11 protein-coding genes are annotated in these 13,438 nt (G+C 58.8%); 2 read left to right on the plus strand and 9 right to left on the minus strand.

Features of this window, described 5'->3' with window-relative positions; all coding sequences use genetic code 11:
- Positions 1–95 precede the first annotated feature (95 nt).
- The 7 genes from QO002_RS24540 to QO002_RS24570 are packed head-to-tail and all read right to left on the minus strand — an operon-like array spanning position 96 to position 7,561.
- On the minus strand, positions 96–1,079 hold the full coding sequence (locus tag QO002_RS24540) for an ABC transporter ATP-binding protein (RefSeq protein WP_307234784.1): 984 nt from the start codon (positions 1,077–1,079) through the stop codon (positions 96–98).
- Positions 1,072–2,088 carry an ABC transporter ATP-binding protein gene (locus tag QO002_RS24545; protein ID WP_307235073.1) on the minus strand — a complete coding sequence of 339 codons (1,017 nt, stop codon included), beginning with the start codon at positions 2,086–2,088 and terminating at the stop codon, positions 1,072–1,074. Before QO002_RS24545 ends, QO002_RS24540 begins: the two co-directional genes overlap by 8 nt.
- Entirely contained in the window at positions 2,085–3,707 is a 1,623-nt protein-coding gene (locus QO002_RS24550; RefSeq protein ID WP_307234785.1) for a DUF885 family protein, read from the minus strand. The genes QO002_RS24545 and QO002_RS24550 overlap by 4 nt, the downstream gene beginning before the upstream one ends.
- Positions 3,704–4,819, minus strand: coding sequence for a Gfo/Idh/MocA family protein (locus tag QO002_RS24555; RefSeq protein WP_307234787.1), 1,116 nt, complete (start codon positions 4,817–4,819; stop codon positions 3,704–3,706). Before QO002_RS24555 ends, QO002_RS24550 begins: the two co-directional genes overlap by 4 nt.
- Positions 4,816–5,898, minus strand: a complete 1,083-nt coding sequence (locus QO002_RS24560) for a ketopantoate reductase family protein (RefSeq protein WP_307234789.1) — start codon at positions 5,896–5,898, stop codon at positions 4,816–4,818. Before QO002_RS24560 ends, QO002_RS24555 begins: the two co-directional genes overlap by 4 nt.
- Positions 5,899–5,901: 3 nt before the next feature.
- Positions 5,902–7,095 carry a hypothetical protein gene (locus QO002_RS24565; RefSeq protein WP_307234792.1) on the minus strand — a complete coding sequence of 398 codons (1,194 nt, stop codon included), beginning with the start codon at positions 7,093–7,095 and terminating at the stop codon, positions 5,902–5,904.
- A gap of 55 nt (positions 7,096–7,150) precedes the next feature.
- Positions 7,151–7,561: a VOC family protein gene (locus QO002_RS24570; protein WP_307234794.1), complete on the minus strand. Its 411-nt coding sequence runs from the start codon at positions 7,559–7,561 to the stop codon at positions 7,151–7,153.
- Between the two features lie 138 nt (positions 7,562–7,699).
- Between QO002_RS24570 and gcvA the strand changes: the two genes are divergently transcribed.
- Positions 7,700–8,590: a transcriptional regulator GcvA gene (gene gcvA, locus QO002_RS24575; RefSeq protein ID WP_307234796.1), complete on the plus strand. Its 891-nt coding sequence runs from the start codon at positions 7,700–7,702 to the stop codon at positions 8,588–8,590.
- A 29-nt stretch (positions 8,591–8,619) separates the two neighbouring features.
- Here gcvA and QO002_RS24580 read toward each other — a convergent pair whose 3' ends face one another.
- A complete protein-coding gene (locus tag QO002_RS24580; protein ID WP_307235075.1) occupies positions 8,620–10,704 on the minus strand; it encodes an adenylate/guanylate cyclase domain-containing protein in 2,085 nt (694 codons plus the stop codon).
- A gap of 293 nt (positions 10,705–10,997) precedes the next feature.
- On the minus strand, positions 10,998–12,377 hold the full coding sequence (locus tag QO002_RS24585) for a transposase (protein WP_307228781.1): 1,380 nt from the start codon (positions 12,375–12,377) through the stop codon (positions 10,998–11,000).
- A 331-nt stretch (positions 12,378–12,708) separates the two neighbouring features.
- On the opposite strand from QO002_RS24585, the gene QO002_RS24590 reads away from it, so the two are divergent.
- Positions 12,709–13,389: a MarC family protein gene (locus tag QO002_RS24590; protein ID WP_307234798.1), complete on the plus strand. Its 681-nt coding sequence runs from the start codon at positions 12,709–12,711 to the stop codon at positions 13,387–13,389.
- Positions 13,390–13,438 lie beyond the last annotated feature (49 nt).

Here is a 13,438-nt window from a genome sequence, read left to right on the forward strand (position 1 = left end):
ACAAAGAAATGCCCCGAAATGCCAATTTATTGAGCAATTACGGGGCTTTTTTGCAATTTTTAATCAAAGAAAGATACCGAAGCGAAAAGACTGATCTATTCTCTCAAGTTAAGTTCATCCGCTCGGAGACAGGCCACGGAGTGACGCTCGCCGCGCTCCTCCAACGGGGGCACGGTCTGCGCGCACTTTTCAATCGCGAAAGGACAACGGGTACGGAAAACGCATCCAGAGGGAGGGTTGATCGGACTGGGCAAATCGCCTTTCAGGGTGATGCGGCTTCGGCGCACACGCGGGTCGGGCACGGGCGCTGCATCGAGCAACGCCCGGGTATAGGGGTGGAGAGGTTTCGAATAGAGATCGGCAGCCGTTGCCGTTTCCATGATCTTGCCGAGATACATGACGATGACACGATCACACAGGAACTCGATGACGGACAGGTCGTGGCCGATGAACAGGATCGAGAGCCCAAGTTCCTGTCTGAGATCCTGCAACAGATTGATGATTTGCGCCTGGATCGAAACGTCCAGTGCGGATACCGGCTCGTCGGCGACGATGAATTGCGGATTGACCGCGAGCGCACGGGCGATGCCGATACGTTGCCGTTGCCCCCCGGAAAACTCATGCGGGAACCGCGCCGCAGCCGAGCGCGGCAACCCGACCTTTTCCAGGAGGTCACCAACCCGTTCCGGACGGTCTTTTCGGGTGCCAATGTTGTGCAACAGCAGCGCCTCCCCGATAATCTGCCCCACGCTCATGCGCGGGTTCAGGCTGGCATACGGATCCTGGAAAATGATCTGCATCTGGCTGCGCAGTGCCTTCAGCTGTGCAGACGCCAGCTCCGTCACTTGGCTCCCGTCGAAGTTGACCGAACCCCCGGTCGGCTCGATCAGCCGCAGTATCGAGCGGCCGAGAGTGGACTTTCCCGAGCCGGACTCTCCGACCAGGCCCACGACCTCTCCTTTGCCCACCTCGAAGCTGACGCCATCGACGGCACGAATAATGACGCCCGGTTTGAACATCGATTTGCCGATCTCGAAATGCACTTTCAGATCGGAAACCTGGAGCAGGGTTTCAGCCATTCATCTCGCTCCATCGCAGACAGCGTGCCCCGTGATCCGGGCCCACCATGAAAACCGGAGGAACCGCCGCGCGGCATGCGTCGAGTGCCCAATGGCAGCGCGGGTTGAAGTCGCAACCGGTCGGCGGATTGCGCGGGTCGACGACGCTGCCGGGAATGGCTTTCAGGCGGGCAACCTGTCCCGCCGCCCGTGCCGCGTGGTCGACCTGCGGCATGCTGGCCAGAAGGCCTTTGGTATAGGGGTGGCTCGGCCGGTCGAACAACTCTTCGACACCGGCACTTTCAACGATACGTCCGCCGTACATAACGGCAACACGATCGGCGATTTCAGCGACAACGCCCAGATTATGCGTGATGAACAGGATACCCATGCCGATCTCTCGCTGCAGTCGTCGCATCAGTTCGAGAATTTGCAGTTGTACGGTCACATCAAGCGCCGTGGTTGGCTCGTCGGCGATCAGCAATGCCGGATTGCAGGCGAGCGCCATGGCGATCATGACCCGCTGGCGCATGCCACCGGACATCTGGTGCGGATAGATGTCGGCGCGCCGTGTCGGCTCGGGTATTTCGACCAGCGTCAGCATCTCGATGGCCCGCTTCCATGCCTGTGAGCGGGTGAGCCCCTGATGCAACAGAGCCGCTTCGGCGATTTGCGCTCCAACCTTTTGGGTCGGGTTGAGGCTGGTCATCGGCTCCTGAAAGATCATCGAAATTTCGTTGCCGCGCACCCCACGCATGGTTTTTTCCGGCAACTGGGCCAGATCGCGCACCACGCCGTCACGCCCCCGAAACAGGATTTGGCCGGATGCGATGCCGCCAATCGCCGGCGGAATCAAGCGCATGATGGAAAGGCTGGTTACGGATTTTCCCGAACCGCTTTCGCCCACGACAGCAACGGTCTGCCCCTGCTCGATCGTTAGGCTAACGCCCTTGACGGCCCGCACGATGCCGCTTTCCGTGCGAAACTCGGTAACAAGGTTGCGGATCTCCAGCAGGGGTTCGGCCATCAGTTCAACTGTCCCGCGCGTTGCATTTCCTCAGCGATCCAGGCGAGCGGCACGTGGCCGTAGCTTAGAAGCGCATCGTGAAAACTCAGCGTATCTCCTTTCCATCGGCTGCGCAGCGTTTTGATCCCCTCGACGCCGATCCAGTACATCAGCCGCGAACCGGGCAGCATGGAATTGCGCACCACCTCGCCCTCAACGCGCGCAGGGGCGAAGCCCGCCTTGTCGCGGTAGAATGCCATCGCCTCCGTGATGCTCCAGTCGCCGAGATGCAGTTTGACATCGACCAGCACGCTTGCAGCGTTTCTGCGCTCATATTGCTTGAGCAACAGAATCTCAGCCGGCTCATAGAAGCCAGACGCTTCCATCAAAAGATCTTCCACGTAACAGGCCCAGCCCTCAATGAGGGTTCCGGAGCCAAGAAATGCGAGACCCAGCGCGCAATCGGTGCCGGCAATGCGTGCCAGCCGCGACTGGGCAGAACGGGCACGGGTATTCTGGGTGTGATGACCAACGCTGCCATGATGGACAGAATGGATCGTCTTGACTATCGCCGCGTTGTTTCCACGCAGAAACGCATCAAAGTCCTCACCGGGCGGCGTCACCCAGTAGACGCTGCCTTGTCCGGGGTTGAGGCCGGGCGGTGACCTATAGAACAGGAAGTACAAGGACTGGCTAACCTTGCGAAAGCAAGGCGCCATCCAGCGATACTCGAGCCCATATTCCTGCGCGGGCATCACCAGCATGGCACCATCCCGCCGAGCGGCAACGTCGTATTGTCGATAGCTCTCGAACACTGCCTGGGTATCGGCCGGGTGATTATCGGACAACCCGGCAATCAGTTCCTGCCAGCTTTTCGCGGGATCAATGGACTTTGCCATTTCAACCAGTTCGTCGCCAATGCGGTCGAATGCCTCTTCGGCTCTTCTTACCGCTTCGCGCGGATCGAAATCGAGACCGTGGATCGTGTTCATCAACAGCGATAGATAGTTTTCGCCACATGCCGGATCGGCATCCGCAAAACCCGTGAGACCCGATGCGAACGCATCGAACGCGTCGGCCGCTGCGTTGGCCGGCGCTGTCCAATGTTGCGAAAATTCGTCATGCAGGCGGATATCGACGCGCAAGAACTCTGCCATGGCCACGGCTTCGCGCCAGGCGCGCGCCGTCCAACTATCTGGAACGGCCTGTCCGTTCAGCCGCTCGAGGGCTGACGTGAGAAAGGCCGGCAGGGCATCGAGCCGCTCCACCAGACTATCCTGCCGGACCGGCGCCGATTGCGGAAGCAGCAGCGAAATAATCGCGAAAGCCGCCTCTCCGGAATACCAGGCCGGGTTGGAAAGACGGGAACGCGATGTTGCTGCCGCTTTCTGAAGGGCAAGTTCTGCAAGCATCATCCTGCGGTCGAGGCGATCGCCCAACTCTGCAGGTTCTGCCGTGTTGGCGAGCCGCTGCTCCAGGGCAGCGATGGTCGCCAATTCCCCGGACACGGTTTCCGGCCCGCAAGGCGGCAGGCGACCGTCATGGTCCTTGCTCCCCATGAAGGTCGCATCGACCGGATGATAGGTCCAGTGGTGATCGAGAAAGGCATCGACCACCGACGGATCGTAACGACACTGTGTCATGCGCCTTTACCCGGCAGGTCGACCCAGCGGCGTTCAAAATGAGCCTGGATAATCGCATCGACGATTTCCTGGCTCTTGGCGCCATCATAAAAAGTGCATTCCTGTGGCCTGTCTTCGAGGATTTCATCGACGAAGAAGCGTACGAGATTGCGATAGTAAAGTTCCGGCCACGGTGTGTTGAGCGTGGTTCCCGGCGGCAGGGCGGAGGCGCCGATGTCATAGGGGATAAACTCAACGGCTTCAGCCTTGGCGATCTTCAGTGTTTCGGCCGTACCGAACTCGGAAATCAGCCGCGCGACGGCAGCACCTTTGGAACCATAAACGCGCAGTTCCACACCGGGATAGTTGCCGACCGCGACATAGCTGGTTTGTAAAAGGCCCTGCGTGCCATTCGCATATTCGACGAGGGCGACAGCACCGTCTTCGACCTTGATCTTCTGCAGCCCAACTTCACCACGCACGATTCGTTCGGGAATGAAATTCTTCATGGTGGACGCCACGGATCCAAACTCGCCGCCCAGCCAGCGCATCAGATCGATGAGATGCGAACCATATCCAACGATCGATGCCGGAATGAGCGTGTTGCGATCGATGCCGGGTGTGATCTGGCGTAGCGGCTCCTGCGGATCCAGCCATTGGCTGTTCTGTTCAAAACCATGAATATGGAAAATCTCGCCCAGCGTCCCGTCGTCGATCCACGACTTGATCTGGCGGATCGCCGGAGAATAGCGGAAGGTAAACCCAAGCTTGGTACGCACGCCGGCTGCGTCAGCCTTGGCGGCTGCCTCAAAGGCAGGTGCCGCCAGCGTATGCAGCGGCTTCTCCGAAAGCACATGCTTGCCGCCGGCAATGGCGGCAAGACTGAGCGGCAAGTGCGTGTGCGTCGGCGTGCACACATCCACCATCTGCACGTCTGGATCAGCAATAAGCTTTTCCGGGTCGGTATAGATTTTTCGCGCGCCATATTTCTCGGCCATCGCCTTGGCGCGATCGCCGTCCACGTCGCACACCGCGATCAGGTCGACACGTTCATGCGCCTTGTAACCGGGGAGATGGGCCTTGTCGGCCCAGGTATGCGCGCCGATCAGTCCGACGCCGAGTTTGCTGGTCATGGGAGGGTCTTTCCGATTGAAGCGGTATAGGCTTCGAGTTCATCGAAGTTATGGAAACCAAGCTCGCGTTTGCCATCCTCGATCTCGTAGATCATTGAGAACAGCTTTTCGTTGAGCCGCGTGTCGGCTCCAGTCTTCTTGCCGAAATCTATGAGTTTACCGCTGGACGAGCGGGTTTCAGACGGGCGTTTGCGGTAGACGATGTCCCACCAGATGCCCGACCCCTTCTTCTTGAAGCTATGGGCGGGCTTGGTGTCCTGATCCTTCTTCAACAGCCAGATCGCATGGTTGATATTGGCCAGAAGCTTCTGGGTATCCCCGGCGGTCTTCACCCGGTAGTTCATCGGATCGAAGAAATCGAAGGCCTGGACATCAATGCCATTGGCATCGGCGATTTCCAATGCCTCCTTTACAACGGCTCCGGCAATGCGCGCGTATCGCTCCACACCAAGCGTATCTCGGATTTTTGCGTCTGCAAGCGCGGAAAACACCACTTGCGAGGCGTAAACTTCCTTTGCCCAGATCTGCCCCCAGATATGGCTGGAATACTGCACTTCGGTCAAAGCACTCAGCGCTTCTCCAAGTTCCTGGAGGCGCGGCGTCATCTCGCCGTTCAATTCACCGAGCTGGATCGGGCCTTCGTGAACGAACTCCACATAGCCGGGATCGACCAGTGCGCCGCCATAATTCGGGATCGAACCCATCACGATCCTGTCGCCGGGCAGCCCCGCCTCATTCAGCGCGGCAATCATGTCCGGCTCGTTGAAGCCGTTCTGGAAGGAGACCACGCAGCTATCAGCGTTGAGAAGAGGAATCACCTGCTTCAAGGCCTCGACCGCATGCTGCGACTTGGTCGCAATCAGCACGGCTCCGAGAGAACCCTCAAGCTGGTCCGGCGTTGCGGCCTTGACGGGAACGGTCATTTCCCCGCGAACGCCGTCGATGAACAGGCCCTTTTCATTGAGGGCCGCGACATGCTCGGCCCAGCGATCGACCAGCAGCACATCGTGCCCGGTCTTTGTCATATATGCTCCGGCAAGGCCACCGATGGCGCCGGATCCGAGAATGGTGATCTTCATGGATCAAGCCTTTTCAATTACGGTTTGCGGGAACATTTCGAGGCTCTGCGGGCTGTTGGCATGGCCATACAGCGCCTCCAGAAACACCGGCCACTGTTCCTTGGTTACGCGTTCGCGCACGCGGCGAACGCTTTCGTTGCCCGCCCAGTAGGATGAGATGAACGGTCCGCGGAACGGATGGGCCGCCATCCGCAGCCTGCCCTGCACCCAGGCCTCCTGTCCCATGGCGATGTCGCGCAGATAGTTGGCAACGTCCTCGCGCAGAAGGCCTTCGACCATCAGCATCCAGGCGGCGCTCGTCTGGGCGGCAGAACGAACGCGACGAAGCTCCATATGGATCTCATCATCCTCATCCTCGATGAAGTCGATGAGGTGGATACCCTGGTCGCCGATACCTTCCTGTACGCAGCCGGTGATCGCATCGGTGGTGATCAGCAGCGCATCAGCCGGTGCCTTGCCGGCATCAAACGCCGCCTTGGTGGACAGCAACTGAGTGGAATGCCCCGGATAGACCTCATGGCAGACAAGATGCTTCAGCGCGGCACGGGTGAAACTCAAATCGAAATTGAGATCCATCTTGCCTTCGTTGAAAGAGCAGCGCGCCGTGTAGAACATGCCACGCACCGGGTTGAGCACCATGTCGTAGTCCCCGGTATCGAAGACCCTCGCGTCAGTACGAGCCTTTGCCTCGGCCATCAGATCCCGGAAGACCGTTTCGACCTTATCGGCCGGGACGGCACGCGCCTCCTCCCAGGCCTGCACCCGCTCGGCCAACGACCCTCTTACAAAACCCGCCTTGCGCAGCAGGGCATCGACCTTGGCCCGGGCGTCCTCGATCAAGGCTGCATCCTCACGACCGGGAGGCGCGCCGACCAGATCGGTAACCTTCTCCTCGAAGGAGGGACTTGCACCTGACAGCATCTTTACGGCGACACGAACTGACTTGATCATGCCCTGCAGAAAGACCCGACGCGGGCCGGCAGGCAAGGCGGAGACCTCCAGATCGAGCCGTGCGAGGTCCGTGCGTATGCTGTCGCGGTCATCGTAGTGTCGGGCATCAACCAGACCGTCGCCCAGATAGATCGGGACAAGCCCCTCGCCGCCGAGCAGGCTGCCTTGTGCGGGCATTCTACGTTCGAGCGCATCGATGCCCATGGTTATGGCGGTCAGCTCTCTGCCGATTTCAAACGAATTCATTTGTATCTCGATCTCAATTACATGGGGCCGGCACATGAGCCGGAGGCCGGAAATATCAATGTTCGAAGATGGCGTCGGGATTCTTGAAGGACTTGAATTCCAGGGCGTTGCCGGCCGGGTCCTTCAGAAAGAATGTGCCCTGTTCGCCCGGTTCGTCCTCAAAGCGTACCTTCGGTTCCATGACAAACGGGTAGCCGGCATTGCGCAGGCGCGCGATCAGACCGTTCCAGCTCTCCCAGGGAAGAACCGCGCCGAAATGGTGCAACGGAACCATGTCGGTGCCGACCTTGGATGTCGCCGTCGATTTGGGGTCTTTGTTGAGATGCGCCGAAATCTGGTGACCGAAAAAGTCGAAATCGATCCAGTTTTCAGCTTCCCGGCCGACCTTGCAGCCGATGATTTCGCCATAAAAATGACGGGCGGTTTCCTTGTCGTCGATGGCGAATGCCATATGGAAAGGGATCATGCTGAACGCCTTTTGCGTGATTGGCCTGAGGAACAGCCGCGTTTATGCGTGCGGCTCTGGTGGAAAAGCTACCTTCTTGACGCTACACCGCAAGAGCCATAAAGATCGCAATTCCATGACTTAAAGGAATGAAAAAACGTGCGTGGACGCCTTTTGCCTTCACTCAACTCCATAAGAACCTTCGAAGCCGTCGCGCGACACAACAGCTTCACCCGCGCGGCCGAGGAGTTGAACGTCACTCAGAGCGCTGCCAGCCGGCTGGTTCGCAGCCTTGAAGAATATCTGCAGGTTGCGTTGTTCACGCGCCAGAGCCGCCGGATCGAACTGACGGACCAAGGCCGTTTCTACAACGAGCTGTTGCGCGACGCGCTCGACCTGATCGAGGCGGGAACCGTAGAGCTGATTTCATCGAAAGAGGGTAAAGGAACCCTATCGATCGGCATGCTTCCGACCTTCGGCACCCGTTGGCTGTTGCCGCGCCTGCCGACATTCCAGGAACAGCATCCCGAAATCGCGCTGAATATCGTTTCAAGCGATGGCGAGTTGGATTTCACGAAGGAGCGAATCGATGTCGCGATCCGTTTCGGTCACGGCAATTGGCCCGATGCGATCATCGATCCCTTGATGAGCGAGGAGATACAAGTCGTCTGCAGTCCCAAGCTCATGACCGGCAAGCATCCGATAACCACCTATGAATCGCTGCGCTTCCATCGGCTGATCCGCCATTCAACCCGGCCCAACAGCTGGGAGCACTGGTTTCGCTCGGTTGGCGTTCACCGGGAAGATCTGCAATGGGGACCAAGCCTCGAGCACTTCTTCATGATCATTCAGGCGGCGATTGCTGGTCTCGGCGTCGCACTATTGCCGACTTTCCTCATCGAAGAGGATTTGCGCAACGGGAACCTCATTGCACCTTTCAGCGACCGCATTTCCGGGCCGGGCGCCTATTATCTCGTTACATCGGCGGCAAAGAGCGAACTTCCCCGGGTCAAGATTTTCCGAAGCTGGCTACTGGGCCAACTCGAATGAACGTCACCGCATAGGGATAGCCTGCGGCACTACAGCCTCAGCAGCCAGGCCTCTACCTTCCCCTTGCCCTTGACTTCGATAGCGCCGCGCGGCTCGAAGGCAAACTGATCCTTAAGCTTTTCGTAGACCGGGCGCGTCACCTGAATAGTGTCAGGAATTCCTCCGGATTCCATCCGGCTCGCGAGGTTCACCGTGTCGCCCCACAAGTCGTAGATATACTTGCTGGTCCCGATGACACCGGCCACAACAGGGCCGGTGTTGACGCCGACCCTCAGCTTCATCGACGTGTTGTGTTCGATGCCGTGCTCGCGGGCAATATGGACCATGCGAATGGCCATGCGCACCATGCGCTCGGCATGGTTGGCGACTGGCTCGGGCAGGCCGCAGACCGCCATATAGGCATCGCCCACCGTCTTGATCTTCTCGATGCCAAGATCGAGGGCGGCGGCATCGAAACGCGTGAAGAGCTTGTTGAGCAAGGTCACCACCTCGCCCGGTGGCATATCCGACGTCAGCGCCGTGAAGCCGACGAGGTCAGCGAAGGCCACCGTGACCTCCGCGAAGCCATCGGCAATCCCCTCCTCGCCGCCCCGTAGTCGATTGGCGATCGGCGCCGGCAGAACATTGAGGAGCAGCAGTTCGTTCTCACGATTCTTGTTCTCGATTACGACATTCTTCTGGTGCAGATCCTCGACCATGCCATTGAAGGCTGAACAGAGCTGGCCGATCTCGTCTTGCGAGCGGACCGGCACGCTGGTTCCATAGTCGCCGGCAGCGAAACGTTTCACGCCGGCAGTGAGTTCGCGCAACGGTCCAAGAAGCGCGCGCGAAAGCCACGCGGCGGTGGCTGCCATCACCAGGAGCACCAATCCCCCGACGACCAGCAGATCCCGGCGCAGCTGGTAGATTGGCGCGAAAGCCTCAGCGCTATCGATCTTGGCGACCAGAGCCCAATTGACGCCAGGAATGGCGAGCGGTCCCCACGACGCCAATGTCGGGACGCCACGGTAGCCGACAATCTCACCCATGCCCTCGACGCCGGCGAGCGCCGCCTGGGTGGCCTTGGTATCGACGCGCTGATGCAGAACCGGCGTCCCGTAACTCCGGATCGCGGCGATCTCCTCCTCCGGTGCGCCGACGGCTTTGAGTTCGGCGAAATAGTTCTCACGATTTTCATAGAACGCCCGCGGACCGGAGCGTACCAGATGGTCAGGCCCGACGAGATAAGCCTCCCCCGTCTCGCCAAATCCTTCCTGTCGCCAGCGGCGGCCGCCGGTGACGACGTTGTCGATCTCCTCGTTTGACAATTGCGCGATCAGCACGCCGATGGTGACGCCTCGGTCGACGACCGGCGCTGCCATAAAGGCAGTTGGCGCGCCCCGCGATGGCGCATAGGGGGCAAAATCCTCCAGGCAGACGGTCGATCGGTCGAGGGGCACGGCGCAACGGGCGACGGCGGCGGCGACGCTGGTGCTGCGGTACGGGCCCACTTGCAGGGACGTAGCGAAATCCACCTCCTTTTCGACCGTATAGATCAGGCGACCCGATTTGGGGTCGGCCATCATCAGATCAAAAAACCCGACCGTCGCGGCTGCGGCGCGCATCAACGGGTGATAGATGGCATGCAGTTTGCTGTAGTCGCTTCCGTCGCCGGGATCGTCGATGAGCTTGCGTCGTTCCTTGGGATTGGGATTGGCGACAATATAGTGATATTGCAAATAATAGGACGCGGCATCGACTGGCAGATAATCAGCCAAAGCAGGTTCGTTGCCCTGAACACGCGCAATTGCGGGCAAAAAATCGTCGGCATACCAAGCGCCGACCTTGTCGCGTAATTCGGGTGACGTGCCGTCTCGATCAAGTTTGTCCGCCGCGATGCGGAACTCGCGCGTGGCATCGACCACCATCTTGGAGTTTGCGAGAAGACGCAATTCGGCATCGATCGTGCGGAAGTAGTCTTCGACCTGGCGTGTTTTGGTCTGCCGGGCGGCCGTGAGCTGGTCGAAAATCGCCTTTTCGAGGGCGTCGCGGGCGTGGAAATAACCAAGTACCCCGGTAATCAGCACTGCAATCGCGCCCAACAGGACGAGGGTGGTAAATAGCTTGGCGGCCAAGCCCCAATGCACGGAGCGGGATGAGCCGGTCAAGGTTACCTCCTAGCCATGTCCCCCCAGGATTCAGGTGCGAACAGGCCGCATATACTACTGGATTCCCGGCCGTATTCAAGCGGTCAAGGATTCCATTATAGACCAGAATTCAGTAGGTTACCGAGCGATGTCAGGTTCTGGCGGATATCGTTGAAAAACTCGACGGATTATCCGCTCACACGCCCTTTTCGGTCTTTTGGGCGGTGCACTATGCTGCGATCTGCCCACGCCTTAGCGCAGGGTATCGGTCGATGCCGCCCTCAAGCGGCGATGGCACCGCATGGCGGCATCTGAGGCCTGAGTTTGGCCAGCCTCCTCAGGTTCTGTGCGGTTGCGGCAAGCAGGAATTCGTCTCTCGCACCACACGGCCCTCGAAGCCTTAAACGTGCCATCCGTAGTATGCGCTTGAGGTGAGCGAAGAGCATTTCGACCTTCTTTCGACGATGCCGTGACTGCTCATACTCCGGTGTCTTGGCAATCGCTCGGGCGACATCGCGTGCATCCTCGTTGAGATCGCGCGGTACTTTGCGCATAGGCATGTTCGGGCAGCATCGAGGCTTCAGTTCACACTGATCACAGTCCTTCTTGCTGGCACGATAAAGCCGGGTTCCCTCGGCCGTGATCCCCGATCTGGGTGGGTCGTAAGTGCGGTGGAATTGTTTCAGCTCCTTTCCGGCAGGGCAAAGGTATTGCTCCTTCTCGGCTTCCCAGGTGAAGTCGGAACGCGAGAAGGTGCCATCCGTCCGCTTCGACTTGTCGAAGACCGGAATGTGCGGCGCGATCTCCTTCTCGTTGACCAACCAGGCGAGGTTGTCGGCAGAACCGTAGGCACTGTCGGCCGCGAGGTAATCGGGCCGCAAGCCGAAGCGGTTCTCGGTCCTGCCGAGCATTGTGCGGGATGCACCGACCTCCGCCTGGCGGATCGCCCGTGTCGCCTCCACATCCAGAATGACGCCGTGGTCTGTATCGATCAGATAGTTGGTCGCATAGGCGAAGAAGGCGTGGCCTTTGTGGGCACCGGTCCATTGGGCGGCCGGATCAGACGAGGAGATGAACTTCGGCGTGACCGGCGAGGCAGCGCCGAAAGCAGCATCATCGAGAACAGCCAGATATTCCTGTACCGAGCGTCCCGCATCTTCTTTGGCTTCCCATTCCGATCCTGGTACCGAGCGCTGCTTGTTTGCATCCGCCGCGATCAAGCTGGCATCGACTGCAAATCCTTCCGTACCAACCAACCCTTGAGAGAGGCAGCGCTCCACTACCGTTTCGAACATATGCCGCAGGATGTCGCTTTGCCGGAACCGGCCATGGCGGTTCTTCGAGAAGCTTGAGTGATCAGGGACCTTGCCGTCCAGACCGAGGCGGCAGAACCAGCGATAGGCGAGATTGAGGTGGACCTCTTCGCAAAGCCGTCGCTCCGAGCGAATGCCCATGGAATAGCCGATGATCAGCATTCGCATCATAAGCTCGGGATCAATCGAGGGGCGACCCGTGGCGCTGTAGAAAGGCTTCAAGTGCGCTCGTACGCTGTCGAGTTCGAGATGGCGGTCGATCCCGCGCAGCATGTGGTCGGCAGGAACGTGATCATCAAGGCAGAAGTCGTAGAAGAGCTGCGCTGGAGCTGTCTGGCATCCCATCATCACTCAATCCCCCGCAAATCAATGCGACGATTGAATCATGACATCCCAATGCCGACAACGGTTAGTTTTTCAACAGTATCGGCGCTTAGCGGTTGACGGATAAATGGGGCACAGTTCATTGTCCTAAATCGCGCGATCATGCCAAGCGACGCTTCTGCGATCCCTGATATGGAAACCCGCTGCCGATTCGTATATGGATTTACTCGGCGGGACAAAAGGCGAGTGTTGCTTACATTTTGAAAGGCGCGACAATGACCGATGGCTCCTGGCCTGTTGGCCGACATGGAAACATTCCTCGGTATCCCGCGTACGATTGGCGTTGGCTGGTCTCATGTACGCAGCAGTAAACACCTTCGCACTGGTGCTTGCGTCGATCTTTCCGGTTGTCAATCCACCCGGCTCCGCGCTCGTCTTCCTCGGCTTGACAAGCGGCGCAACCCCTGAGATGCGCGCCACTCTGGCACGGCGGATTGCCTTGAATTCGCTGATCCTGCTTGTATGTTCGTTTCTGCTGGGCGCGCTCATTTTACAATTTTACGGAATTTCCGTACCAATCCTTCGCGTCGCCGGCGGGATCATCGTCGCTGTATCCGGGTGGAAACTTCTCAACGAAGGAAGCGACAAGGAATTGGACGCAACAGGCGATGTGTCTCGGGGCAATTTGCTCGATCAGGCCTTCTATCCTCTGACGTTGCCCCTGACGACGGGGCCGGGATCGATTGCAATTGTTATCAGTATCGGACTTTCCGAGGCGACAATCACGAGCCCTGGGGAGAGGATCGTATTCGTCCTGGCAAGCCTGCTTGCTATCACAGTCCTCTCCCTAGCTATCCTGTTTTGCTTTACCTATGCGGATCGTATCCAGAAGCTTCTTGGCCGAGGAGGAACCGACATTGCCGTGCGACTGTCCGCATTCATTCTATTTTGCTTGGGACTGCAGATACTCTGGTCGGGCGCAAATGACTTATTGACATCCGTCCTCTCTGCATCTGTCAGACCATCGGTTCCGTGACCGAGCTAGGCAGTGATCGATAGGAGATGCGTGGTTCGCGTTGGTATCG

Source organism: Pararhizobium capsulatum DSM 1112, from assembly GCF_030814475.1.
In the GTDB taxonomy this organism is placed as follows: domain Bacteria; phylum Pseudomonadota; class Alphaproteobacteria; order Rhizobiales; family Rhizobiaceae; genus Pararhizobium; species Pararhizobium capsulatum.

Excerpts from the sequence above, each read along its gene's own strand:
- QO002_RS24550 (WP_307234785.1), bottom strand. The coding sequence starts at position 3,707 with ATGACACAGTGTCGTTACGATCCGTCGGTGGTCGATGCCTTTCTCGAT.
- QO002_RS24560 (WP_307234789.1), bottom strand. The coding sequence starts at position 5,898 with ATGAAGATCACCATTCTCGGATCCGGCGCCATCGGTGGCCTTGCCGGA.
- QO002_RS24555 (WP_307234787.1), bottom strand. The coding sequence starts at position 4,819 with ATGACCAGCAAACTCGGCGTCGGACTGATCGGCGCGCATACCTGGGCC.
- QO002_RS24585 (WP_307228781.1), bottom strand. The coding sequence starts at position 12,377 with ATGATGGGATGCCAGACAGCTCCAGCGCAGCTCTTCTACGACTTCTGC.
- QO002_RS24565 (WP_307234792.1), bottom strand. The coding sequence starts at position 7,095 with ATGAATTCGTTTGAAATCGGCAGAGAGCTGACCGCCATAACCATGGGC.
- QO002_RS24540 (WP_307234784.1), bottom strand. The coding sequence starts at position 1,079 with ATGGCTGAAACCCTGCTCCAGGTTTCCGATCTGAAAGTGCATTTCGAG.
- QO002_RS24590 (WP_307234798.1), top strand. The coding sequence starts at position 12,709 with ATGTACGCAGCAGTAAACACCTTCGCACTGGTGCTTGCGTCGATCTTT.
- QO002_RS24570 (WP_307234794.1), bottom strand. The coding sequence starts at position 7,561 with ATGATCCCTTTCCATATGGCATTCGCCATCGACGACAAGGAAACCGCC.